This window comes from Kitasatospora sp. NPDC048296 (assembly GCF_043201815.1).
Taxonomy (GTDB): domain Bacteria; phylum Actinomycetota; class Actinomycetes; order Streptomycetales; family Streptomycetaceae; genus Kitasatospora.
The window spans coordinates 38,223-60,347 of record NZ_JBICZB010000005.1 but is presented as its reverse complement, the minus strand read 5'-3'; the positions used below and the strand labels follow the sequence as shown (position 1 = coordinate 60,347).

The window sequence follows — 22,125 nt, the reverse complement described above, 5'->3', positions numbered from 1 at the left end:
TCAGCGACCGAGAAGGTGCCGCCAGCATGCCGTTCGAAGCAGACCTCGCCCATGCCCTGGACCGCACGACCGACTTCCTCGAACCCGATCTCACCACGCTCCTGAGCGGAGCCGTCGAGCGCGGGCGGAGCCGTCGGCGTCGGCGCAGTGCCGGCGTCATCGCCGGGGTCGGCGCCTGCGCCGTGATCGCGGCAACCGGCCTGATCATCCCCGGCGCGCTCACCGGGACCCACTCCGCAGGATCCGACATCGAGCCGGCGACGCTGGCGATGCCCCGTTCCGCGATCACTGACACCCAGATGATCCGGGCCCTGGAGATGACGTTCCCCGGGGGCCGCTTCAGCCGGGAGACCGGGCAGAGCAACAACCCCTCGGATCCGTCCGCCGGGTACGTCGCCAACGGTGAACTGGTCGTCGACGACGGGCACGGCGCCGCCATGGTCGGCGTCTCGGCCCTGCGGCTCAAGCTGCCGCTCAGGGACGGCGACGGGCTGAGCTGCGAACGGACGCCCGCTCGTGCCGCAGGCGATACCTGCACGCTGAGCGAGCTGCCGAGCAGTACCGCAATTCCCGGCGGGGCCGTGGTGATGTCGGAGCAGAACGCGGCCCAGCACCCGGCCCGTGCCGACACCGCCCGCCGCTGGACGCTGACAGTGACCCTGAAGTCGACCGGCGCGCAGCTTCAGATGGTGCAGTGGAACAGCACCGGCGGCAGTGGCCCCGACGCACCGAAGCCCACCCGGGCCGCTCCCCCGCTCTCCGAGCAGCAGGCGGTGGCCGCACTCACCGGTGTCACCTGGGCGCCGATCCTCGGTTCCGTCGGCTGACCCGTGGCAAGGCCGGTGCCCGGTCGGACGAAATCGCGATGACTTCCATCGCGAAGCCGTCTACTGTCCAGCGGATGAACGCCCAGGCCAGCGAGCCGACCGACACACCGGCCGTCATCGTCCGCTGCCAGAACGACCCGACCACCCGGATCAGGTTCTCCGACCGCTACTTCCCCGACGGGTTCGGGACCGGCTTCACGGTGGATCTGCACGCCGACGGCCTCCAGGCCCGCCTCGACTCGGTCGTCATCTGGGTCTGGGGTCCCGAACCCCTGGCGGACTTCCTCGACAAGCTCGCCGCCGACTTCCGGGGCTGGGAGGGCGAGCGCACCTGGAGCACCCACCACCTCGCCCTGCGGGCCGTCTTCCGGGCCGGTGGCCACGTCGGCCTCACCTGGACCCTCCAGCCGTGGACCACCCGGGACGACTCCTGGGAGGCCTCGGCCACCACCTGGCTGGAGGGCGGGGAACAGATGACCGCGCTGGCCGCAGAGGTCCGCCGGTTCCTCGACCGCGGCAACGCGCCCGGGGTGCCTGCGTGTTCGTGATGAAGACGTACGCCAGGAGCGCGGCGGTCGACGACGAGCGCCATGAGTTCAGGCTCCTGGGCAAGCGGTGGTCCGGCGGGCTGGAACCCGCCCGCCCGATCACCATCGGGGTCCGCTCCCGGGCGGTCCTGGAACTGCACCGGACCCGCGGCGGCGTGCGGTCGAGGGCCCTGCTGGGCGGCGAGTACGTGTCGGGCGAAGGCGAGCGGCTGGACTGGCGGGTCAGGTACTGGGAGACGGTCGGACCCGCGCCGCAGCCGGGGCTCCTGCACGAGCCGCTGCTGCCGAGCCTGCCCGAAGGGCTGGACGACGCCGTCACGGCCGGGCTCTACCCGTACGTCAACAGCTGGACCCTGCCCGCCGGCCGACTGGTGATCGACCGGGCGGGCTACGACCGGGAGTCCTCCCCCCTCCTGTTCTCGGCGGCCGCCGAACTGCTGCTGCACGTCCTGCTCGCCCGCGCCTTCGGAGCACCCGCCGAACCGGTGCTCGGGTCCTGGGTGACCACCGGAGGGGCTCCCGCAGCGCCGCTCCCGTGGGCGGAGAAATTCGGTGTCCGGCCGCCGGAGCGCGGTGCCGAACCACCGCCACCGAACCACCGCCACTGAACCGCCGCTGCGCGGGAAGTCGGCCGGTCCGACGTCCCGCGCAGGAGGGCGGGCCCGCCGGTGGTCACCGGCAGGCCCGCCCCATCAGGTACGGCCCAGGCCCGCAGGCGGTCGAGAAGGTCTGGCACTACCTGGCGCACTTCGGCTCACCCGGGTATTCCTGATCGCTGAGTGACCATCAACTCGCTTCTACGAGCCGGAGGATGGAGTTAGTCTGTCGAACATGGTTGCAAACTACAAAGAAGAAGTGGCCATGACCGACGCGGAGTTCGTCAGCGGCCCGGCCCTGATCCTCCGATCCCTCTCCTCCGACCCCGATCGGCCGGCCATCACCACCGCCGACGGCGTGGAGATCACCGCCGGTGAGTTCGCCGCGGCCACCTACCGACTGGCCCACGAACTCATCGCCCGGGGCGTGACCCGGGGCATGACCGTCTCCCTGCTCGCCGGCAACACCGCCGAGGCGCTCAGCGCCCGCTACGCCGTCGGCCTCGCGGGCGCCCGCGTGGTGAGCCTGTACGACGGCATGGGCGCCCCGGTCCTGGCCGAGATCGTCACCAGCGTCGACACCGCCGTCCTGCTGGTGGACGCCGAACGGTACGCGACGGCCCCGGAGTTGCTCGCCCTGGTCGACGTGCCGACGGTCCTCACCCTGGGCCCCGGCCCGGCCCCGATCGGCGAGGACGCCATCGCCGCCTCCGCCCACCGCCCCGCCGAGCAGCCGGATGTCCGGCTCGGCCCGGACGACCACCTGGGCATCCGCCACACCGGCGGCACCACCGGCATCCCCAAGGGCATCCTCAGCCTGCACGGCCCCTACCGGAGCATCTTCGACGCCCCGTACGCCGGCCCGGTCGGCGGTGCGCCGACCCGCTACCTCGCGGCCACCTCGCTCGCCCACATGTCCGGGATCTTCACCGACCTGGCGCTCTTCCACGGCGGCTCGGTGGTCATCCAGCGTTCCTTCGAGCCCGGCGACGTCCTGGCGGCCATCGAGCGCGAGCGCATCACCGAGATGTGGGTCCTGCCGCCGCTGCTCTACCGGCTGCTCGACCACCCGGCGATCGGCCGCACCGACCTGTCCAGCATGCGGAAGATCCTCTACGGGGGCTGCGCCGCCTCGCCGACCCGGATCCGCGAGGCGCTCAAGGTGTTCGGGCCGGTCCTGGTGGGCGGCTACGGGATGTCGGAGGCGCAGTACATCGCCATGCTCGGCCCGCACGAGCACGATCGGGTCGGGCACGGCGGCCAGATCTCGGTCGGTCGGCCCGTTCCCGGCACCGAGGTGGTGATCCGCTCCTCCGACGGCACCGAGCTGCCGATCGGCGAGCAGGGCGAGATCCACGTCCGCTCGGCCACCCTGATGGCCGGGTACTGGAAGCAACCCGACCTCACCGCCGAGGTGATGCGCGACGGCTGGCTGAACACCGGCGACATCGGCTATCTCGACCAGGACGGCTACCTCTACCTGGCCGACCGGGTCAAGGACAAGATCATCGTGGTCGGCGGGCACGTCTACCCCTCCGAGGTGGAGGACCTGCTGCTCACCCACCCGGCGATCGCCCAGTGCGCCGTCTTCGGCGTGCGCGACGCCCAGGAGGCCGAGCACGTCCACGTCGCGGTCGTCCCCGCGCCGGGGCAGCAGCCGGAGCTGGAGGACGTCCGCGCGTTCGTCTCCGCGAACAAGGGCCGGATCTACGCGCCGGAGGCCCTGCACCTGGTCGCCGAGATCCCGCTCACCTCGGTGGGCAAGCCGGACAAGAAGCGGCTGCGCGACTCCTACGCGGGCTGACCCCGCCGGGGCGTTTCCCTCCCAGCCGGAAGGGCACGGGGAAACGCCCCAGCGCGAGGTCCGAAACCCGCCGGACCGGGTGGGCCGCCGCCCGCAGGATGGTCCGCATGACCAGCGGCGCCTTCGACGGCCTCCTCGACCGGTTCCTGCTCGCCGGTGCCGAGTTCGAGCGGCACCTGCGCGCCGTCCGTCCCGCGCAGTGGACCCTGCCCACCCCCTGCACCGCCTGGAACGTGCGGCAGTTGGCGAACCACATGACCCGGGGGAACCTCAACTACCTGCTCCTGCTGAACGGTGGCGACCGCGCCGACTTCCTGCGCCTGCGCGAGGCCGACGCCCTGGGCCCGGACCCCCTCGCCGCCTACACCGCGTCCGTCCGTCGGCTGGCCGAGGCCTTCGGCCAATCCGGTGCCCTGTGCCGGATCCTCGACTACCCCCTCGGCCCGCTCGCCGGCCGACAGGCCCTCGCGGTACGGATCACGGACAGCGTCATCCACACCTGGGACCTCGCCACCGCCCTCGGCGCGGACGAGACCCTCCACCCCGGCCTGGTCGCCTGGATCTGCGACCACCTCGACGCGATCTACGCCGGACTCCCCGAAACCCCCGTCGCCCCCGACACCACCCACCGCTTCTTCGCCGCCCCCGAGGGCGAACCCCCCGCCGGCGCCTCCCGGCAGACCCGGCTGCTCCACCGGATGGGACGCTCACCCAAACCGCACTGAACCCCGCGCGGATCCCTGCCGGATGTCACCCCACCGTGGGGTTTGGCTCAACGAACCACCGCCCGGCTGCCGAGAAGCCAACGGGGGGTGGCGGCGCTGAGGGCCGCCACCCCTCCGCCCGCCGAGGCTCACTCGTCCGGGCCGTCCAGGGACTCCAGGCAGCACTGCACGAAGTCCCGCACCACCGGGTTGTCGTCGTCCACCGGCGCCCAGGCGACCCCGGCCCGGCTGGGGCTGACGCCGCTCACCGGCCGGTAGGTGATCCCGGGCCGGGCGTAGAAGCGGGCCGTGGACTCGGGGGCGAGAGCAACCCCGTAGCCGTTGGCGATGGCGCTCAGCCAGTCGTCCGGCTGGTCGACCACGGCACCGATCCGGACGGGGTGCCCCTCGCGCTCGTCGGCGGCGGTCCAGTAGTCCCGCCAGGCTCCGGTCTCGGACGGGGCGGCGACGAAGGGCTCGTCCCACAGCTCCCGGAACGGGACCACCTCGCGGGCGGCCAGCGGGTGTGCCGAGGGCAGCGCCACCCAGCGCGGCTCGGTGGACAGCTCGGCCACCCGCAGCCGCTCCTGTCCGGGGAACGGCAGCCGCAGCAGCGCCGCGTCCACGTCCCCCTCCGCCAGGCCGGCCGTCGGGTCCGACCAGGTGGTGGCGTGCCGCATGTCGACCCGCCAACCCGGGCGGCGGCGGGTGAACTCGGCGACGATCCGCGGGGTGGCCTCGTTGGCGGCGCTGGCCAGGAAGCCGACCCGCAGGACGCGTTCGGCCCGACTCGCCGCGGCCCTGGTCTCCCGCAGCGCGGCGTCCCACGCCGCCAGCAGCCCGGGCGCCCGCGCGGCCAGGGCGCGGCCGGCCTCGGTGAGCGCCATCCCGGCCCGGGAGCGGACGAACAGCTGGGTGCCGAGGCCGGTCTCCAGCTGCCGGATCTGCTTGGTCAGCGCGGGCTGGGAGACGTACAGCCGTTCGGCCGCGCGGGTCAGGCTGCCCTCCTCCGCGACGGCGGTGAAGTAGCGCAGCAGCCGGGTGTCCACATCCATTCCATCAGGTTATGGAAGCAGGTATTGGACGCCAAGGCGAGGCGCTGACGAGGCTGGAGGACGAGGAAGCATCCGCGTCAGCACCGAAGGAGTCCCATGTCCACCGCCTACGTGATCGTGGCCGTCGTCGCCATCGTCGCCAACGCCGGAATCGCCGCCGCGGACTTCGCCAAGGCACCCTTCGTCCTGGCCAACTCCGTCGAGGTGAACGTCCAGCCGCAGTGGGTCCCGTGGCTCGCCGCGCTCAAGACGGCCGGGGCCGCCGGCCTGCTGATCGGCCTGGTCGCCTTCCCGCCCCTCGGCACCGCCGCCGCGGTGGGCCTGGTGCTGTTCTACATCGGCGCCGTGATCACCCACGTGCGGACCGGGGTCCTCCACAACATCTACTTCCCCGGCTGCTACCTCGCCCTGGCCGTCGCCACCCTCGCCCTGGCCGTCTGATGAGCCTCACACCACCACCGCGCACACCTTGGTGCTTCCGTCCAGCACCGGGAACTCGGCACCGTACCGGCCGTTGTGCGGCGGACAGACGTCCCGGCTGGTGACGACGGCCGCGATCGCCATGAGGACGTTGGCGGGCTTCGGCACCTGCCCGGCGCGACAGTCCCACACCACGGTCAGCGTGCCGTTGTACTGCCGGTAGTCGCTCGTCGCGGCCGGGAAGCACTGGCCGTTGCGGAACTGCCGCTCCATGCAGAGCACGGTCACCGAGTTGTCGCGGTTCTGGTGCGCGAAGGCTGCACGCCCGGCCCCCGACGGGCAGCTCGCCGCCGCGGTGGCGACCGCACCGACCCGGTTGAAGGCGCTGCCCCCGCGACAGTCCACCGCGACCGGTGCGGTACGGCTCCACTGCCCCATCCCGGTGTTGTACACGTCGAGGCAGTCTCCGCCGCGGATGGCGGCGAAGGCCGTGTCCACCGGGGTCGGGCGGGGGCGGTGGCGGGGTGTACTTGGGCACGGGCGGCGGGGTCCACACCGGTGTCGGCGTGGGCACCACCGGCGTGGGCGTGGACACCACCGGCGGCACCGGGTCAGGCGTGCGCGTGTGCGTGGGGGCGGGCGGGTTCGGCAGCGGGTTGACGTGCTGCGGTGGGGTCCAGGGCGCGGCGACGGACACCGAGGCCGTGGGGGTCGCCTCCACCAGGGTGCCCGTCACTTGCTGCAACGGCTTCCAGAGGACCAGCACCGCGAGACCGACCATCAGCGCCGCCCCGACCAGCGGGATGGTCACGCTGATGTGCTGGTCCCGCCCGGCCTGGTTGATCCGCCCGTGGCCGCTGGCGGTGGCCCTCATGTTCACGCTGGTCAGGCGGCCGTCGTCCGAACGGTCCGGACCGGAACCGGAACTCTGCGGGCTCACCGGCCGTCACCGCTCGTTGACGTGGATGTCCCCCACGGCCTGGTTGATCCGGGCCCGCCCGGAGGCGTGCGCCTGGAAGTTGACCGACGGCTGCGCCGCGGCGGGCGCCGACGAGCCGGTCAACTCCTCCACCAGTGACCGAAGTTGTTCGGCCGCCCCCGGGTCCGCGGCGAGCAGTCGGCGCAGCCGCGCGCCCCACAGGTCGACCACCTCCTGCTCGGCCTGCCCGTCCCCGGCGCGGCGCGCCTCGGCCACCTCCTCGCGGGCCTCGCCCAGCTCCGCGAGCACCGTCTCGGCCCGCTCGGGGTGCCGGCGCCGCCACAACTCCCCGATGGCGGAGCGGATCCGCTCCCAGGCGCTGGTGGTCAGCTGCTGGACGACCGCGGCGGCGGCGACGCCCGCGAGTGAAGTCAGTTCCTGGTCCATGGTTTCCCCCGACGGAATGGACGCTCTGCCTGTCAAGGAGCCGTTATACCCCGCCGGGGCACCGGGCACCACGCGGACCGAGCCGTTCCGCCGTGCTACCGCGCCGGTCGACGAAGTACGGGGCGGCCGGGCCGAGCGCGGCGATCAGCTCGTCCCAACTCGGGGCGCCGTAGGGCAGATCGAGCAGGAAGGCCAGCGGGTTCGGCCCTTCCAGGCCGAGCTCCACCTGGGCCTCGATGTCGACGATCGCCTCGACCCGCTCGGGGTGGCGGGTGGCGAGCTGGTAGGCGTTGATCCCGCCGAGGGAGTGGCCGAGCAGCACGACCCTCTCCAGTCCCAGGTGGTCGAGCAGCGCCTCGATGTCGGCGAGGTAGCCCTCCCGCGAGTAGTCCGCGGCCCGCTCGGACTCGCCCTGACCACGCTGGTCGGGCGCGATCACCCGCCACTCACCCCGGAGTTCGTCCGCGTGCCGGGGAACCGGAGCAGCTGAGCGGCCGACCTGCACGGGAAGTCGGCCGGGTCGGCTCCCGTGCAACGCCGGTTCCTGTCTCAGGCCGCGCCGAAGTGCCGCTTGGTGTCGGCGATCAGCTTCCTCAGGAACGACGTCCCCGGCAGGTCCGTCAGCGCGGCCGGGCGGGCCAGCAGCGGGTTCGGCTCGTAGGCGAAGGTCCAGGTGAACCGGGTGCCGTGGGCGTGCGGCCGGACCACGTAGTCCTCGCCGAAGCGCCGGTACAGCGGCAGGCTGGCCTCCGTGACGCGGAACGAGTGCCGCGTCCCCTCCTCCCACCGCACGAACTCCTCGCGCAGGCGCAGCAGTCCGAGCGCGGTGATCTCCCGCGTCGTGCCGACCCCGTGCGGCGCGGGAGACGTGTAGCGCCCCCCGGCCAGGCCGCGGCACCAGGCCAGCGGCGCGTCCCCGGCCAGCCCCTGCCAGACCGTCTCCGGGGCGACCGGCAGGTCCATGGTGTACGAGTGCCGGTGCGGCGCGGTCTCGAAGAAGGACGGGTCGAAGCCTTCGAGCGTGAACCAGGCCATCGGATCTCCTCGTGTGACGGACGGGCGTTCGGGCCCCCGAAGCTATCCTTCCTCCCGGGGCCGGCCCTGACCGGCCCCGACGGCACCACCGTCCCCGACGGCACCACCGTCCCCGCCACCGAACTCGCCCGCGCCACCGCGACCACCCTGCACGCGATGCGCTTCGCCAAGGTGGTCGCCACGGAGGCCCTGCTCCGGGCCGCTAAGGCCTGAACAGCGGCTCGTACGCGTTGCCCTCCACCGCGTTGAGCAGCGCGTACCGCTCCCCGAGGCCGGACGCGGCCTCCCGCAGCCGCGCCAACGCCTCGGCCACCGTGGGGACTTCGAGCCCGAGCGCGGCCGCCGCCGCGTCCCGGTCGGCGAACAGGTCGGGCTCGTCCTCCAGGTACTGTTCGGCCGCCTCCGCGCTCTCCTGCTCGGTCAGCCGCACGCAGTCCCGCCACCACGGCACCGCCAGCAGCAGCCGGACCATCTCCTCCAGCCCGGCGGCCATCACCGCCGCGCCGCCCTCGGAGTCGGCGTACAGCACGGGCCGCTCGTCGCCGCCCTCCCCGCAGAGGAAGAAGGTGCCGCCCGCACCGCACTTGGCCACCTCCTCCAGGGCCTCCCCGGAGGCGAGCACGACCTCCTCCACGTGCGAGTAGGCGTCGAGGGAGAAGTCCCCGGGCCAGAGCAGGTAGTCGACGGCGACGGGGGTGGCGCGGAGGCGGTCGAGGAAAGACATGGCGGACACCTTAGGAGGCCGGACGGACACTCAGGCCGCCAGCCGCTCCGGCCTGCCGGCCCGGGGTGCCGGTGCCGCCGGTTACCGGTACCGGGTCGTTCGTCACGATCGTCTCCGATTCGTCCCGGGCCGGGAGTTGATCTCCCCGCCGCAGCCGTTGTTGGGTGACTCCTGCTGCCCTGACCCGAGGCGTCGAAGGAATGTGACACGGTGGACGAGAGATCTTCCCGGACCGCGCTGTTCGAGGAGCACCGGCCGCATCTGCGCGCGGTCGCGTACCGGATGCTCGGCTCGATCAGCGAGGCCGAGGACGCGCTCCAGGAGGCCTGGCTGCGGTACGACCGCACCGACACCGCCGGGGTGGAGAACCTCGGCGGCTGGCTGACCACGGTGGCTTCCCGGGTCTGCCTGAACCTGCTGCGCGACCGCGCCCAGCGCCGCGAGGAGCCGCTGGTGCCGACCGGGCCGGACGGGGAGACCGGCCCGGAGCGCATCCCGGACCCGCTGCTGCGGCGCGAGGGCGTGGTCGACCCGGAGCAGGAGGTGATGCTCGCGGACTCGGTCGGCCTGGCGCTGATGGTGGTGATGGAGTCGCTGTCGCCCGCCGAGCGGGTCGCCTTCGTGCTGCACGACATGTTCGCGGTGCCGTTCGAGGAGATCGCCCCGCTGATCGAGAGGACGGCGGCCGCGACCCGCCAGCTCGCCAGCCGGGCCCGCCGCAAGGTGCAGGGGCAGGCGCCCGCGCCCGACCCGGACCTGGGCCGCCAGCGCCTCGCCGTGGACGCCTTCTTCGCCGCCGCCCGCGACGGCGACCTGGACGCCCTGGTCGCGGTGCTCGACCCGGACGTGGTGCTGCGCTCGGACGGCGGGGCCGGGCTGGCCCGGCACACCGTGGCGCTCAGCGGCGCCGCGACGGTCGCCGGCCAGGCCGTCCTGTGGGGCAAGCTGTCGCCGTTCGCCCGCCCGGCGCTGGTCAACGGCACCGCGGGCGCGGTGGTCATCGGCGACAACGGCCGGGCGCTGTCGATCATGGCGTTCACCGTCGCGAACGGCGTGATCGCCGCGATCGACGTGATCCTCGACCCGGAGCGGCTGGCCTCCTACGACCTCTCGGCCTTCCGCGACTGAGGGACGACACAGGGGTGGGAGGGCGGAAGACCCTCCCACCCCGCGGTTCACCGCCCGATCGCGCCGTCCAGCTGCTCGCGGATGGTGTCCGCGCGCGCCCGGCGGGCCGCCCGGTCTCCTCGATCGTGTGCGCCGGCACCCGGCGCGGCGACGGCCCCTCGACGTCATCGGGCCGCGGCGAGCGCGGAGCCTGCTCGGCTCGACGCGCCCGGGCGCGGTGTTCTCGGTCACCGCCCACCCCGGCCACCGGCAACGGCCCGGTGAACCGTCACCAGCCCTGCTTGTGCGCCCAGTCCGCGAGGTGCCGGGCGCAGTCGTCCACCGACTCCCGCCAGGTGTGCGCCGCGCCGTCCCCGGCCTCGTCGCTGACGTACTTCACCAGCCGCACCGGCACCCCGGCCCGGTGGGCGACGGTGGCGACGGCGTAGCCCTCCATGTCGACCATGTCGGCGTGCTCGGCCAGCCGCTCGCGGGCGGCCGGGGAGTCGACGAACAGGTCGCCGGTGGCCAGCACCGGGCCGTCGCCCTTGCCGACCACCAGCGGGGCGCCGTAGCTGCGGCCGGTCAGGGTCTGCAGGACCTCGGTGTTCAGGTCGTGCTGGATCACCTGGACCACGTGGTGGATGCCCTCCCAGCCGGGGCGCAGCGCGCCGGCCGTCCCGAGGTTGATCACCTCGCTGGGCTTCTCACCCCGGGCGAGCACGGTGGCCAGGGCCACGGCGGCGTTGACCTTCCCTATCCCGGTGAGCAGCACGGGCAGTCGCTCGTCCAGGTGGGCGGCCTCTTCGCGGACGGCGACGACGAGCAGCGGGCGGTCGGGTGAGATCGTTCCAAGCAGTCGCATGGGGCCCATGGTACGGAGCGGGTCGGCGCCCCACCTCGGGAGCCGCTTGACGGAACCGCGCGGGGCGCCGCCCGCGTCGCACGGGTCGCCACCTCTTCGCGCGAGCCGTACGAGCCGTGCGCCGCTGTACGCCGCCGTGCCGGACGTACGCCGCCGCACAAGACGTACCGAACCGTGGGAGAGCGTGCGGAAACCGTGCACGACATGCTCAAGATCGGCGCAAGTCGGGTGTGGCCGGGAGGAGTCACGGCCATACTGCTGCCATCGGTCGGGCCCCGGGTGTCGGGTCCGTACCCAGGGGAGGATGAGGCGGGTGGCAACACCAGTAGGCAACGGCGCGCCCGGCGCCGCGTTCCCGGCGCGGCCGAGCGGTCCACCGGCCGTGCCGGCAGCGGCACCGGCGGCGGTACGAGGCACGGCGCCGCCCGGCCTCCCCGCGCCCGGGCCCGGCGCGGGGAGGCCCGCGCAGCGCCCCCGGGCGGGTGCCGTGGAACGCGGCGCGCGCGCCCGGCTGGCCCAGGCCACCCGGACGCCCCCGGGGCGGCTGCGGCTGGCCGGGGTGGTGCTCGCGGTGCTCACGGTGGCCTTCGGCGGGCTCACCGCCTGGCAGTTGGAGAGCAGGGCCGCGGCCGCCGACCGGGTGGTCTCGTACAGCCAGCCGCTCAGCCGGGACGCGGCCGAGATCCACCGCTCGCTGGCGGACGCCGCCACCACCGCGGCCACCGGCTTCCTGCTGGCCGGCACCGAGCCCAAGGACGTCCGGGACCGCTACGAGCAGGATCTCGCCCAGGCCGCCAAGTTGATCGCCCAGGCCGCCGCCCGTACCACGTCAACCTCCCCGGCGCAGGACTCACTCGCCCGGCTGAACCAGCAACTCCCGGTGTACGCCGGCCTGGTGGAAACCGCGCGGGCCGACAACCGGCAGGGCATCCCGCTCGGCGGCGCCTACCTGCGGTACGCCTCCGAACAGATGCAGAACGTCCTGCTGCCGGCCGCCGCCGAGCTGAAGGGCTTCGAGGACAAGGAGCTGGCGGACGACTACGCCGGGGCCAAGTCCGTGCCGTGGGGTGCGTACGGCCTGGCGGTGCTCACCCTGGCCGCGCTCGGCTGGGTGCAGCTGACGCTGTTCCGCCGCACCAACCGGGTGTTCAACATCGGCCTGCTGGGCGCCACCGCCGCCGTCCTCGCGGGCGCGCTCTGGCTCACCGTGGCCGGGCTGACCACCAGTTCGGCGCTGGAGCGGAGCGACCACGACGGCGCGACCCCGCTGCGGGCGCTCAACAACGCCCGGGTGGACGTGCTGACCGCCCGGCTGGCGGAGAACCTGCACCTGGTCGCGCGCGGCTCCACCACCAAGTACGCCGACCAGTGGGCGAGCGCCACCAAGCACCTGTCCGGCGACAACGCCAAGGACGTCCCGCTGGAGCGGCGCAGCGGCTCGCTCCCGGAGGCCGTCCGGCTCGCCCCGCCGGCCGCCGCCCAGCCCGTCCGCGAGGCCGCCGCGCAGTACGACGAGTGGCGCCAACGGCACGACAAGGCACGGACCTTGGAGGTCTTCAACGCCGACTACCAGGCCGCGCTGAACGCCACCGTGTCGGCCACCGACGCCACCAGCACGGCGGACGCCGCCTTCAACGCCACCGACAAGGCCCTCGGTCAGGCCGCCGACGCCGAGCAGGCGCAGTTCACCGACGCCGCCAAGGGCACCGCCACGGACCTGCGGCTGGCGGCCGGCGCGGCGGCCGTGCTCGCCCTGGTGGCCGCGGCCGCCGCGCTGCGGGGCCTCGGCCGGCGACTGGCCGAGTACCGGTAAGGGGAACGGACAGATGCGCACCAGAACCGTACGGACCAGGAGCGCCGCGGCGCTGACAGTGCTCGCGGCCTGCGCGGCCGTGCTCGGCGGAGGCGGCCCCTCCGGCGCCGCACCGGCCGCCGCGACCGGCGCGCCGCAGGCCGTTCAGCAGACGCAGGACCAGTCGGACACCTGCGACATCTACGGCAGCGTGCCGCCGAGCACGGTGGACGGCCCGGCCGTGAAGGCCATCAAGGCCAGGCACAGCCTGGTGATCGGCGTGGACCAGAACAGCTACCGCTGGGGCTCCCGCAATCCGAACACCGGCCAGATCGAGGGCTTCGACATCGACCTGGCCAGGGCCATCGGCACCGCCATCATGGGCAACCAGGGCCAGGTGGTGCTCAAGCCGGTCGCCACCGCCGACCGCGTCGACGCGGTGAAGAACGGCCGGGTCGACCTGATCGTCCGCACCATGACCGTCAACTGCGACCGGATGAAGGACGTGGCCTTCTCCAAGCCGTACTTCAGCATCTCCCAGCGCGTGCTGGTCCCGAAGGCGAGCCCGGCGACCAACCTCGACGACGCGATCAACGGCAGGACCGTCTGCGCCGCCAAGGGCTCCACCGCCGCGACCGTGCTGGACGCCAAGAAGACCGCCAAGCAGGTCGTCGCGGAGGACAACCAGCTGGACTGCCTGGTCCTGATGCAGCTCGGCAAGGTCGACGCCACCATGACCGACGACGGCCTGGCGGCCGGCCAGGCGGCGCAGGACCAGACCGTGCGGATCGTCGACGGCGACACCCAGCCCGAGGTGATCGGCGTCGCCATGCTCAAGACCAGCCCCGACCTGACCGCCCGGGTCAACCAGGTGCTGGCCGACTACCACGCCGACGGCGACTGGGGGCGCTCGTACGACCGCTGGCTCAAGCCGTACATGCTGGGCGACGCCGAGCACTACTGGCCGGTGCCGCACTGAGGCCCGCGCCGGGGCCGCACGAGTCGGGTACGGACCAGTGCGGACGCGGGGTGTTGACGCGGTCTTGACGCCCCGCGCCCGCGCCGCCCGAACGGCCACCGGCTAGGGTTCGGGACGATCACCACGGGGAGACCGGTGGTGGACACGGGGGTTGTCGTGGGATCACGCGTCACGAACGTCGGGATCGCACGCGAGGAAGGAAGGACACCGCGGTGGCGGCATCGGCTGGCCCGGTACTGAGCCGGGAGGAGGTGGACCGCGCGCTCGCGCGCCTCGGCGCGGAGCGGGACGCGGTCGAGTCGGCGCTGCTCGCCCTGCAGGACCACCCGGGCCTGCGGCTGCTGGACGGCGCCGAGCTGTCGGGCCGCACCCTGGAGCGCTGGGCCGTCGCCGGCAAGGGCCTGCCGCTGCTCTGGGCGCTGTTCGACCGCTACTCCGAGGCACTGGCCTCGGCCCGCGCCGTACGGGCCCGCAAAGCCAAGCCCGGTGCACCCGAACTCGTCGAGCTCAGCGAGCTGTTGACCGGCGACGCGGTGACCGTTCCGGGCGGCGCGGTGCCGGACGGCCCGCAACTGCTCGGCGCGCCCGCCAAGCTGGTCGAGCGGATCAGCCTGGACGCGCTGATGGCCCGGATGAACTCCTGGTACGCCACCGTGCTGGAGGTGGTCAGCGCCGCCGACGCGGTCTGGTCGGCGCTGCCGGCCCGGATCGACCTGCTGCTGGCTGAACTCCACCGGGTGCGGACCCTGGCCGCCTCGCTCGGCGTCCGGGCCGGCGCCCACCCGCTCGGCGACGACCTCACCGGGCTGGAGCGCGACCTCACCGAACTGCGCACCGAGGTCCGCGAGGACCCGCTCGCGCTGTGGCGCCCGGCCCGGGTGCCCGCCCAGCGCGGCACGGTGCCCGAGGGCTCGGCCTTCGCCACCCCCGCCGGGGTGGTCGACACCGAGCGCTTCGACCGGGCCGGGCGGGCGCTGGACGGCGTCCGGCTGGAGCTGGAGAACCTGCTGCGGCTGCGCGACGACGCCGAGGAGCGCCTCCAGGGCGTCGGCGACCTGCTCCAGCGTGCCGACGCCACCCTGGCCGAGGCCCGCCGGGCCCGCGGCGAGGTGCTGGCGAAGATAGCGTCCAGCGACGTCCCGGCGGTGCCCGGCCCGGCCTCGGCGCTGCGCGAACGGATCGTCACCGCGCTGGAGCTGCGCCAGGGCGGGCAGTGGGGCCGGCTGGCGCCGCTGCTGGACGCGCTGGAGGACGCCGCCGCCAAGGAGCTGGCCCGGGCCCGGCACTCGCTCACCGAGGTGACCCAGCCGCTGGCCGTCCGGGCCGAGCTGCGCGGCCGGCTGGACGCCTACAAGGCGATGGCGGCCCGGATGCGGGTCGCCGAGGACCCGGAAGTGATCGAGCGGTACGAGAAGGCGCGCTGGCTGCTGTGGAGCGCGCCCTGCGACCTGCGGGCGGCGGCCGCCGCGGTGGCCCGCTTCCAGCAGTCGCTGCGCCCGGCCCAGGCCGAGCAGGAGACACCGCACAACCCGGCCGGCCAGACGCCGGTCGACGGACAGGTACAGGGGGGCTGAGGTTGATGGGCGAGACGTGCGTACGGCCGGACTGCTCCGGCAACGGCAGGATCGACGCCGACGGCTACTGCGACGAGTGCGGGCTGGCGCCGGCGGGCGGAGGCGGCACCGGCACCACCGCGGCGCCGCCGAAGGCGGCGACGGCCGCCGGCCCCGGCTCGCCCTGCCCGCGCGACTGCTCCGGCACCATCGACGCGGACGGCTACTGCGACGAGTGCGGCCTGACCGCGCCCGGTGCCGACACCGGCATCACCCAGCCCTACGTCCCGTCCGCGCGGGTCAGCCCGGACTCCGCCCGCAGCGGCTCGATCCGCTCCATGTCGGCCCGCACCGGCTCCTCCCGCTCGATGTCCGGCCGCTCCCGCTCGCACCGCTCGACCCGCACCGGCTCCAGCCGCTCGGTCTCGGTGCGCGCCACCCGCGGCAGCGTCAGCGCGGGCACCCGCAACCGGCTGGGCGCCGGCCTGGTCACCGTGCCGACCGTGGAAACGGCCGACCCGTCGCTGGCGGTGCTGGCCAACCCCGAGGTGCCCGAGCGCAAGCGCTTCTGCGCCAAGTGCGAGACGCCGGTGGGCCGGGAGAAGAACGGCCGTCCGGGCCGCCCGGACGGCTTCTGCACCAAGTGCGGCACGCCGTACTCCTTCACTCCCAAGCTGCGCCGCGGCGACCTGGTCGGCGGGCAGTACGAGGTGGTCGGCTGCCTGGCGCACGGCGGGCTCGGCTGGATATACCTGGCGGTGGACCGCCGGGTCAACGACAAGTGGGTCGTCCTCAAGGGCCTGCTGAACACCGGGGACGAGGACGCGCTCGCTGCGGCCGTCGCCGAGCGGCGCTTCCTGGCCGAGGTGGACCACCCGAACATCGTCCGGATCATCAACTTCGCCGAGCACCTGGACATCGGCACCGGCTCCACCGACGGCTACATCGTCATGGAGTACGTCGGCGGCAAGTCGCTCAAGGACATCGCCAACGACCGCCGCACCCCGGACGGCCGGCGCGAGCCGCTGCCGGTGGAGGTGGCGATCGCGTACGCGCTGGAGGCGCTGCCCGCGCTCGGGTACCTGCACGCCCGGGGCCTGATCTACTGCGACTTCAAGATCGACAACGTGATCCAGAGCGGCGACGCCCTCAAGATCATCGACATGGGCGCGGTCTGCCGGCTCGACCACGACGGCCCGATCTACGGCACCGTCGGCTACCAGGCCCCCGAGATCGCCACCCACGGCCCCTCCCCCGCCTCCGACCTGTACACCGTGGCCCGCACCCTCGCGGTGCTCACCTTCGACTTCCAGGGCTACAGCACCACCTACCGCGACTCGCTGCCCGGCCCCGAGGACGTCGAGGTCTTCGCCACGTACGAGTCGTACTACCGCTTCCTGGTCCGCGCCACCGACCCCGACCCGGCCCGCCGGTTCTCCTCCGCCGAGGAGATGGCCGACCAGCTCACCGGCGTGCTGCGGGAGGTCCTGGCCCTCCAGGACGACCGGCCCCGGCCCGCGCCCTCCACCCTGTTCGGCCCGGAACTGCGCGTCGTGGACACCGAGTTGGTGCTGCCCACCGACCAGCTGGGCCAGCTGCGGGTGACCGCGCTGGACCCGTCCGCCGCCGCCCTCGCCCTGCCCGTCCCCCGGGTCGACCCGGGCGACCCCAACGCCGGCTTCCTCGCCACCCTGCTCGCCACCGACCCCGAGGAGGCGATCGCCGCACTGGGCGGCGCTCCCGCCGTCTCGATCGAGAGCCGGCTGCGCGAGCTGCGCGCCCTGCTCGAACTCGGCCGCCAGGGCATGGCCGTGAACGAGCTGGCCGAGCTGGAGAAGGACCACCCCGACGACTGGCGGGTGGTCTGGTACCGCGGCTTGGTCGCCCTGGTCGGGGCTGCCGAGAACGGCAGTGAAACTGATCTGCGGGCGGCCGCCGAGGCCTTCGACGCCGTCTACGACGCCTTCCCCGGCGAGGCCGCGCCCAAGCTGGCCCTGGCCATCTGCGCCGAGCTCCTCGGCGACGCCGGCGACGCGGCCGAGTTCTACCGCCTGGTGTGGGCCACCGACCACTCGTACCTGAGCGCCGCGTTCGGCCTCGCCCGGGTCCGCCTCTCCGAGGACGACCGGCCCGGCGCCGTCCGCGTACTGGAGTCCGTCCCGGCCACCTCCAGCCAGTACACCGCCGCCCGGATCGCCGCCGTCCGCGCCCGGCTGCGCGAACGCCCCACCACCGACCCGCTCGCCACCGACCTCTCCGCCGGCTCCGACCAGCTCACCGCGCTGCGCCTCGACGACCGCCGCCGCGAGGAGCTCTCCGTCGAGGTGCTCGGCGCCGCCCTCGGCTGGGTCATGGCCGGCTCCGCGGGCGCCCAGCAGGCCGGCGCCACCGTGGTGCTGGGACGACCCGCCGTGGAGCGGGAACTGCGCTTCGCCCTGGAACAGTCCTACCGGGTACTCGCCCGGTTGGCCGACCGGGCCGAGACCAGGATCGAGATGGTGGAACGGGCCAACCGGGCCCGCCCCAGGACGTGGGTGTAGCCGATGCCGCAGCAGACCGAGTGCCCGAGCTGTTCCGAGCCGATGGAGCCGGAGGACGCCTTCTGCGGGCGCTGCGGGACCGGCCGGGACGGCCGGGCGGCCCCGGGCTCGATGCCCGCCAGCTGGGCCGCCGCCCGCGGTGGGGCCGTCCCGCCGCAGCGCGGGCCGGTCTGCGTGACCTGCGGGCAGGCGCAGGTCACCGAGGACGGCTACTGCGAGGGCTGCGGCAGCGCCCAGCCGCGCCCCCGCGACCACATGGAGAAGGCCCTCGCGGGCGTCGCCGGGGTCAGCGACCGCGGCGTGCGCCACCACCGCAACGAAGACTCCTTCACCGTCGCCGCCAGCTCGCTGCCCGGCGGCGAGCCGGTCGTGGTCGCCGTGGTGTGCGACGGCGTCTCCTCCTCCGACCGCCCTGACGAGGCCTCGGAGACCGCCGTCGACGCCGCCTCGGAGTCCCTGCTGACCTCCCTGGAGGCCGGCCGGAACCCGAACGAGGCGATGCGCGCCGCCATCGCCGACGCCGCCAAGGCCGTCGCCGACCTCGCCACCGACGGCGCCGGCCCGGCCCGCCCCGACCTCAACGCCCCCGCCTGCACCTACGTCAGCGCCATCGCGGCCGGCGGCCGGGTGACCATCGGCTGGGTCGGCGACACCCGGGCCTACTGGATCCCGGACGACCGTGCCGCCGCCGAACCCTTCCGGCTCACCCAGGACGACTCCTGGGCGGCCCGGATGGTCGAGGCCGGGCTGATGAGCGAGGCCGAGGCCTACTCCGACCCGCGCGCCCACGCCATCACCGGCTGGCTCGGCGCCGACGCCGAGGAGATCGTGCCGCACACCCTCGACTTCACCCCGCACGTCCCCGGCGTGCTGCTGATCTGCACCGACGGCCTGTGGAACTACGCCGAGGCGGCCACCGACCTGGCGTACTACGTCCGCCCGGACGCCCGGACCGAACCGCTCGCGGCGGCCCAGACCCTGGTGAAGTTCGCGGTCGCGGCCGGCGGCCACGACAACATCACCGTCGCGGTGCTCCCGATCGACCCGCCCGCCGTCTCCATCGAGGAGGTCGAGGAGACGCCCACCGCGCTCGACCTGCCGATCATCGTTCCGGCCGCCGCGCGGGCGCCCGAGGACGACGAGGACTACGAGGACTACGAGCCGACCCTCCCGAACCTGCCGGTGATCGGCTCCCCCGCCGCCCCGCTGCCCCCGGTTCCGCCCGCGCCTCCGACGGCGCCCCCGGCGCCCCCGGCGGTCCCGTCCGCACCGCCGGCGCCGCCCGCCGCCCCGCCCCTGCCGCCCGTCCCCCCGCAGCCGCCGACGGCCTGACCGGCCCGGCCACGCCCGGCCCGACGGCCCCCGGACCGCCGGACCGCCCACCGACCTGATCACATCCACCCCTCACCCGACGGGAGCCGACCGCCCCATGGCAACACTGGCGAAGCCGAACCTGCCCAGGTTCGACGTGGAGATCTTCCAGAACGAGTACCTGGCCGACGGCGCCCGCGAGGTCAACGCCATCGTCACCGTCACCGCCACCGGCGGCGGCACCTCCGGCGGCCGCCCGCTCGGCCTCACCGACGCCGCCGCCCAGGGCACCGACGCCAACGCGGCCGTGGTGATCCTGGTCGACTGCTCGGGCTCGATGGACTACCCCAAGACCAAGATCAACGGCGCCCGCGAGGCCACCGCCGCCGCCATCGACGCCCTGCGCGACGGCACCGCCTTCGCCGTGGTGGCCGGCACCCACGAGGCCCGCGACATCTTCCCCGGCGACGGCACCCTGGCCACCGCCTCGCCCAGCACCCGCGACCAGGCCAAGGAGGCGCTGCGCCGCCTCACCGCGGCCGGCGGCACCGCGATGGGCACCTGGCTGGCCAAGGCCGACAAGCTCTTCCTCACCCGCCGCGACATCGCCATCCGGCACGCCATCCTGCTCACCGACGGCAACAACGAGCACGAGTCGGCCGCGGACCTCGCCCGCAACATCGAGCGGGTCACCGGCCACTTCACCGCCGACTGCCGCGGTGTCGGCACCGACTGGCGGATCGACGAGCTGCGCACCATCTCCTCAGCGCTGCTCGGCACCGTCGACATCGTCGCCGAGCCCTCCGGCCTGGCCGAGGACTTCCGCTCGATGATGGCCGGCGCGATGGGCAAGCAGGTCGCCGACGTCGCGCTGCGGATCTGGACCCCGGCCAACGCCACCGTGAAGTTCGTCAAGCAGGTCGCCCCCGCGGTCGAGGACCTGACCGCCCGCCGCGCCGAGGCCGGCCCCCGGGCCGGCGACTACCCGACCGGCTCCTGGGGTGACGAGAGCCGCGACTACCACGTCTGCGTCGAGGTCCCGGCCGCCGCGGTCGGCAACGAGATGCTCGCCGCCCGGATCAGCCTGGTGCTGCCCCCGCAGGTCGGCGGCGGCACCCCCGAGGTGCTCTCCCAGGGCCTGGTCAAGGCCGTCTGGACCGACGACCTGGCCTCCTCCACCCGGATCAGCCCGCAGGTCGCCCACTACACCGGGCAGGCCGAGCTCGCCTCCTCGATCCAGGAGGGTCTGGAGGCCCACCGCGCCGGGGACGTCGACACCGCCACCGCCAAGCTGGGCGCCGCCGTCCGGATCGCGCACGCGACCGGGAACGAGGGCACCTACAAGCTGCTGCAGAAGGTGGTGGACGTGGTGGACCCGAAGGAGGGTACGGTTCGATTCCGTAAGAACGTGAGCGAGGCCGACTCGATGACCCTTGAGACCCGGTCGACCAAGACGGTACGTGTGAAGAAGTGACCGCTGAAGACGTGATCGGGCCGGCCGCCCGGCGCGACGCCGCACCGTGCCGGCCCGAAACGAGGGGGACCTGATGCCGATCTGCCCGAGGGGCCACGAGTCGCAGGCCGAGGACTGGTGCGACTTCTGCGGCTTCCCGATGACCCCGCCGGTCCCGCCGCCCGGCGCCCACGGGGGCTACCCGGGGGCGCCCGGCGGCGACCCCGCACCCGGCGCACCCGCCGGGCACCCGCAGCACGGCGGTGCGTCCTTCGGCGCGCCGCCGCCCCCGCCGATGCCTCCGGGAGCGGTCCCGCCGCCCCCGCCCGGCGCCTTCCCGCCCCCTGGCGCCTTCCCCCCGCCCGGGGCCTTCCCGCCGCCCGGCGCGGTACCGCCTCCCGGCGGCTACCCGCCCCCCGGGACCGTGCCGCCGGGCGTACCGCAGGGCCTCACCGAGGGCCTGGCCGTCTGCCCGATCTGCCGCAGCCCGCAGACCGGCCGGTTCTGCGAGGAGTGCGGCTACGACTACGAGCTGTCCACGCCCTCGCGCCGCCAGACCCCGGCCGCCGGCGCGCCCGCACCCGGCCCCGCCCAGCCCCCGCCGCTGAACATCCCGGCGGCCTACGGCGGCACCACCCTGCCTCCCGAGGCCCCGGTCGCCCCCCAGCAGCCGCAGCCTCCGGCGCCTCCGCAGCCGGAGTACCCGCACACCTACGGCTACCCGCCGCCGGAGGGCGCCTTCCCCGAGGCGCCGGTGCGCGAGGACTCCGGCCCGGTGTACGCCCAGCCGGCCGGCCCCGGCCCGAACAACCGCGGCGGCGACTTCGGCACGTCCTTCCACCTCGCCCCGCCGGTGCACCAGCCCCAGCCGGAGGCCGTCCCGGCGGAGCCGGTCCGGTCCAACTGGATCGCGGTGGTCTCGGCCGACCGCGACTACTTCACCGAGATGATGGCCCGCAGCGGCCCCGAGGCGGCCGGCCTGTTCTTCCCGCCGTACTGCCCCGAGCGCCGTATCCCGCTGACCGGCCGCGGCCAGCTGCGGATCGGCCGGCGCAGCCAGCACCGGGGCACCGTCCCGGAGATCGACCTGTCGGTGCCGCCGGAGGACCCGGGCGCCTCGCACCAGCACGCGCTGCTCGCCGAGCAGGCGGACGGCAACTGGGTACTGGTCGACCAGGACTCCACCAACGGCACCACCGTGAACGGCGGCGCGGAACCGATCACCCCGCACACCGCCGTACCGCTGAACGACGGCGACCGGATCCACATCGGCGCCTGGACGACGATCACGGTGCACCGCGCCTGAATGCCCTGTTGATGGTGGATCAACCACAACTCGGGCCGGGTCGGGCGGAATTCAACATTTCGCCCGGCCCGGCTTTCTTCCGGCTTCCTCAGCAAATCCCCAAATTCACGTCCCGGGTGTGCACAAGACGCACCGAAAGC

At 74.1% G+C, this 22,125-nt stretch carries 21 protein-coding genes; 14 read left to right on the top strand and 7 right to left on the bottom strand.

The features are described from left to right. Nucleotides 1–26: 26 nt before the first annotated feature. From ACGF12_RS05595 to ACGF12_RS05575, 5 genes are all read left to right on the top strand, one after another. Nucleotides 27–827: a hypothetical protein gene (locus ACGF12_RS05595; protein ID WP_393025913.1), complete on the top strand. Its 801-nt coding sequence runs from the start codon at nucleotides 27–29 to the stop codon at nucleotides 825–827. Nucleotides 828–865: 38 nt separating this feature from the next. Beyond that, nucleotides 866–1,375: a DUF6228 family protein gene (locus ACGF12_RS05590; protein ID WP_393025910.1), complete on the top strand. Its 510-nt coding sequence runs from the start codon at nucleotides 866–868 to the stop codon at nucleotides 1,373–1,375. Then, nucleotides 1,366–1,983: a hypothetical protein gene (locus ACGF12_RS05585; RefSeq protein WP_393025907.1), complete on the top strand. Its 618-nt coding sequence runs from the start codon at nucleotides 1,366–1,368 to the stop codon at nucleotides 1,981–1,983. The genes ACGF12_RS05590 and ACGF12_RS05585 overlap by 10 nt, the downstream gene beginning before the upstream one ends. Nucleotides 1,984–2,236: 253 nt before the next feature. Beyond that, nucleotides 2,237–3,775, top strand: coding sequence for an AMP-binding protein (locus ACGF12_RS05580; RefSeq protein ID WP_393025904.1), 1,539 nt, complete (start codon nucleotides 2,237–2,239; stop codon nucleotides 3,773–3,775). Between the two features lie 107 nt (nucleotides 3,776–3,882). Next, nucleotides 3,883–4,500 (top strand): TIGR03086 family metal-binding protein, encoded by a 618-nt coding sequence (locus ACGF12_RS05575; RefSeq protein WP_393025901.1) that lies wholly within the window; start codon nucleotides 3,883–3,885, stop codon nucleotides 4,498–4,500. Between the two features lie 128 nt (nucleotides 4,501–4,628). Here the strand turns inward: ACGF12_RS05575 and ACGF12_RS05570 are convergent, their stop codons facing one another. After that, the gene (locus tag ACGF12_RS05570) at nucleotides 4,629–5,534 is read right to left on the bottom strand and encodes a LysR family transcriptional regulator (protein WP_393025898.1); all 906 of its coding nucleotides are present in this window, start codon (nucleotides 5,532–5,534) and stop codon (nucleotides 4,629–4,631) included. Between the two features lie 96 nt (nucleotides 5,535–5,630). On the opposite strand from ACGF12_RS05570, the gene ACGF12_RS05565 reads away from it, so the two are divergent. After that, entirely contained in the window at nucleotides 5,631–5,975 is a 345-nt protein-coding gene (locus ACGF12_RS05565) for a DoxX family protein (protein ID WP_393025895.1), read from the top strand. Between the two features lie 6 nt (nucleotides 5,976–5,981). On the opposite strand, the gene ACGF12_RS05560 is transcribed toward ACGF12_RS05565, so the two are convergent. From ACGF12_RS05560 to ACGF12_RS05540, 5 genes are all read right to left on the bottom strand, one after another. Next, a complete protein-coding gene (locus ACGF12_RS05560; RefSeq protein ID WP_393025893.1) occupies nucleotides 5,982–6,452 on the bottom strand; it encodes a hypothetical protein in 471 nt (156 codons plus the stop codon). Between the two features lie 448 nt (nucleotides 6,453–6,900). Further along, on the bottom strand, nucleotides 6,901–7,320 hold the full coding sequence (locus ACGF12_RS05555; protein WP_393025890.1) for a hypothetical protein: 420 nt from the start codon (nucleotides 7,318–7,320) through the stop codon (nucleotides 6,901–6,903). 43 nt (nucleotides 7,321–7,363) lie between these two features. Continuing rightward, a complete protein-coding gene (locus ACGF12_RS05550; protein WP_393026322.1) occupies nucleotides 7,364–7,825 on the bottom strand; it encodes an alpha/beta fold hydrolase in 462 nt (153 codons plus the stop codon). 44 nt (nucleotides 7,826–7,869) lie between these two features. Then, nucleotides 7,870–8,355: an SRPBCC family protein gene (locus tag ACGF12_RS05545; RefSeq protein WP_393025887.1), complete on the bottom strand. Its 486-nt coding sequence runs from the start codon at nucleotides 8,353–8,355 to the stop codon at nucleotides 7,870–7,872. 202 nt (nucleotides 8,356–8,557) lie between these two features. After that, a complete protein-coding gene (locus ACGF12_RS05540) occupies nucleotides 8,558–9,079 on the bottom strand; it encodes a hypothetical protein (RefSeq protein WP_393025884.1) in 522 nt (173 codons plus the stop codon). 210 nt (nucleotides 9,080–9,289) lie between these two features. On the opposite strand from ACGF12_RS05540, the gene ACGF12_RS05535 reads away from it, so the two are divergent. After that, the gene (locus ACGF12_RS05535) at nucleotides 9,290–10,207 is read left to right on the top strand and encodes a sigma-70 family RNA polymerase sigma factor (RefSeq protein ID WP_393025881.1); all 918 of its coding nucleotides are present in this window, start codon (nucleotides 9,290–9,292) and stop codon (nucleotides 10,205–10,207) included. A 268-nt stretch (nucleotides 10,208–10,475) separates the two neighbouring features. On the opposite strand, the gene ACGF12_RS05530 is transcribed toward ACGF12_RS05535, so the two are convergent. Continuing rightward, the gene (locus ACGF12_RS05530) at nucleotides 10,476–11,051 is read right to left on the bottom strand and encodes a nucleosidase (RefSeq protein WP_393025878.1); all 576 of its coding nucleotides are present in this window, start codon (nucleotides 11,049–11,051) and stop codon (nucleotides 10,476–10,478) included. A gap of 487 nt (nucleotides 11,052–11,538) precedes the next feature. Between ACGF12_RS05530 and ACGF12_RS05525 the strand changes: the two genes are divergently transcribed. The 7 genes from ACGF12_RS05525 (at nucleotide 11,539) to ACGF12_RS05495 (ending at nucleotide 21,985) form a co-directional block, all read left to right on the top strand. Then, nucleotides 11,539–12,864 carry a hypothetical protein gene (locus ACGF12_RS05525; protein ID WP_393025875.1) on the top strand — a complete coding sequence of 442 codons (1,326 nt, stop codon included), beginning with the start codon at nucleotides 11,539–11,541 and terminating at the stop codon, nucleotides 12,862–12,864. Between the two features lie 13 nt (nucleotides 12,865–12,877). After that, complete coding sequence (locus ACGF12_RS05520; protein WP_393025872.1) at nucleotides 12,878–13,822, top strand: glutamate ABC transporter substrate-binding protein; 945 nt, start codon at nucleotides 12,878–12,880, stop codon at nucleotides 13,820–13,822. A 212-nt stretch (nucleotides 13,823–14,034) separates the two neighbouring features. Beyond that, nucleotides 14,035–15,396 (top strand): hypothetical protein, encoded by a 1,362-nt coding sequence (locus tag ACGF12_RS05515; RefSeq protein ID WP_393025869.1) that lies wholly within the window; start codon nucleotides 14,035–14,037, stop codon nucleotides 15,394–15,396. Between the two features lie 5 nt (nucleotides 15,397–15,401). Further along, a complete protein-coding gene (locus ACGF12_RS05510; RefSeq protein ID WP_393025866.1) occupies nucleotides 15,402–17,915 on the top strand; it encodes a tetratricopeptide repeat protein in 2,514 nt (837 codons plus the stop codon). Between the two features lie 3 nt (nucleotides 17,916–17,918). Then, entirely contained in the window at nucleotides 17,919–19,247 is a 1,329-nt protein-coding gene (locus tag ACGF12_RS05505; RefSeq protein WP_393025863.1) for a PP2C family protein-serine/threonine phosphatase, read from the top strand. 97 nt (nucleotides 19,248–19,344) lie between these two features. Further along, nucleotides 19,345–20,700, top strand: a complete 1,356-nt coding sequence (locus ACGF12_RS05500; protein WP_393025860.1) for a VWA domain-containing protein — start codon at nucleotides 19,345–19,347, stop codon at nucleotides 20,698–20,700. Between the two features lie 73 nt (nucleotides 20,701–20,773). Next, entirely contained in the window at nucleotides 20,774–21,985 is a 1,212-nt protein-coding gene (locus ACGF12_RS05495) for an FHA domain-containing protein (protein WP_393025857.1), read from the top strand. The last annotated feature ends 140 nt before the right edge of the window (nucleotides 21,986–22,125 follow it).

What these genes read in the sequence shown, in the direction of transcription:
- ACGF12_RS05595 (WP_393025913.1), top strand. Translation starts at nt 27, where the DNA reads ATGCCGTTCGAAGCAGACCTCGCCCATGCCCTGGACCGCACGACCGAC.
- ACGF12_RS05590 (WP_393025910.1), top strand. Translation starts at nt 866, where the DNA reads ATGACTTCCATCGCGAAGCCGTCTACTGTCCAGCGGATGAACGCCCAG.
- ACGF12_RS05580 (WP_393025904.1), top strand. Translation starts at nt 2,237, where the DNA reads ATGACCGACGCGGAGTTCGTCAGCGGCCCGGCCCTGATCCTCCGATCC.
- ACGF12_RS05575 (WP_393025901.1), top strand. Translation starts at nt 3,883, where the DNA reads ATGACCAGCGGCGCCTTCGACGGCCTCCTCGACCGGTTCCTGCTCGCC.
- ACGF12_RS05570 (WP_393025898.1), bottom strand. Translation starts at nt 5,534, where the DNA reads ATGGATGTGGACACCCGGCTGCTGCGCTACTTCACCGCCGTCGCGGAG.
- ACGF12_RS05565 (WP_393025895.1), top strand. Translation starts at nt 5,631, where the DNA reads ATGTCCACCGCCTACGTGATCGTGGCCGTCGTCGCCATCGTCGCCAAC.
- ACGF12_RS05555 (WP_393025890.1), bottom strand. Translation starts at nt 7,320, where the DNA reads ATGGACCAGGAACTGACTTCACTCGCGGGCGTCGCCGCCGCCGCGGTC.
- ACGF12_RS05545 (WP_393025887.1), bottom strand. Translation starts at nt 8,355, where the DNA reads ATGGCCTGGTTCACGCTCGAAGGCTTCGACCCGTCCTTCTTCGAGACC.
- ACGF12_RS05540 (WP_393025884.1), bottom strand. Translation starts at nt 9,079, where the DNA reads ATGTCTTTCCTCGACCGCCTCCGCGCCACCCCCGTCGCCGTCGACTAC.
- ACGF12_RS05530 (WP_393025878.1), bottom strand. Translation starts at nt 11,051, where the DNA reads ATGCGACTGCTTGGAACGATCTCACCCGACCGCCCGCTGCTCGTCGTC.
- ACGF12_RS05520 (WP_393025872.1), top strand. Translation starts at nt 12,878, where the DNA reads ATGCGCACCAGAACCGTACGGACCAGGAGCGCCGCGGCGCTGACAGTG.
- ACGF12_RS05510 (WP_393025866.1), top strand. Translation starts at nt 15,402, where the DNA reads ATGGGCGAGACGTGCGTACGGCCGGACTGCTCCGGCAACGGCAGGATC.
- ACGF12_RS05505 (WP_393025863.1), top strand. Translation starts at nt 17,919, where the DNA reads ATGCCGCAGCAGACCGAGTGCCCGAGCTGTTCCGAGCCGATGGAGCCG.
- ACGF12_RS05500 (WP_393025860.1), top strand. Translation starts at nt 19,345, where the DNA reads ATGGCAACACTGGCGAAGCCGAACCTGCCCAGGTTCGACGTGGAGATC.
- ACGF12_RS05495 (WP_393025857.1), top strand. Translation starts at nt 20,774, where the DNA reads ATGCCGATCTGCCCGAGGGGCCACGAGTCGCAGGCCGAGGACTGGTGC.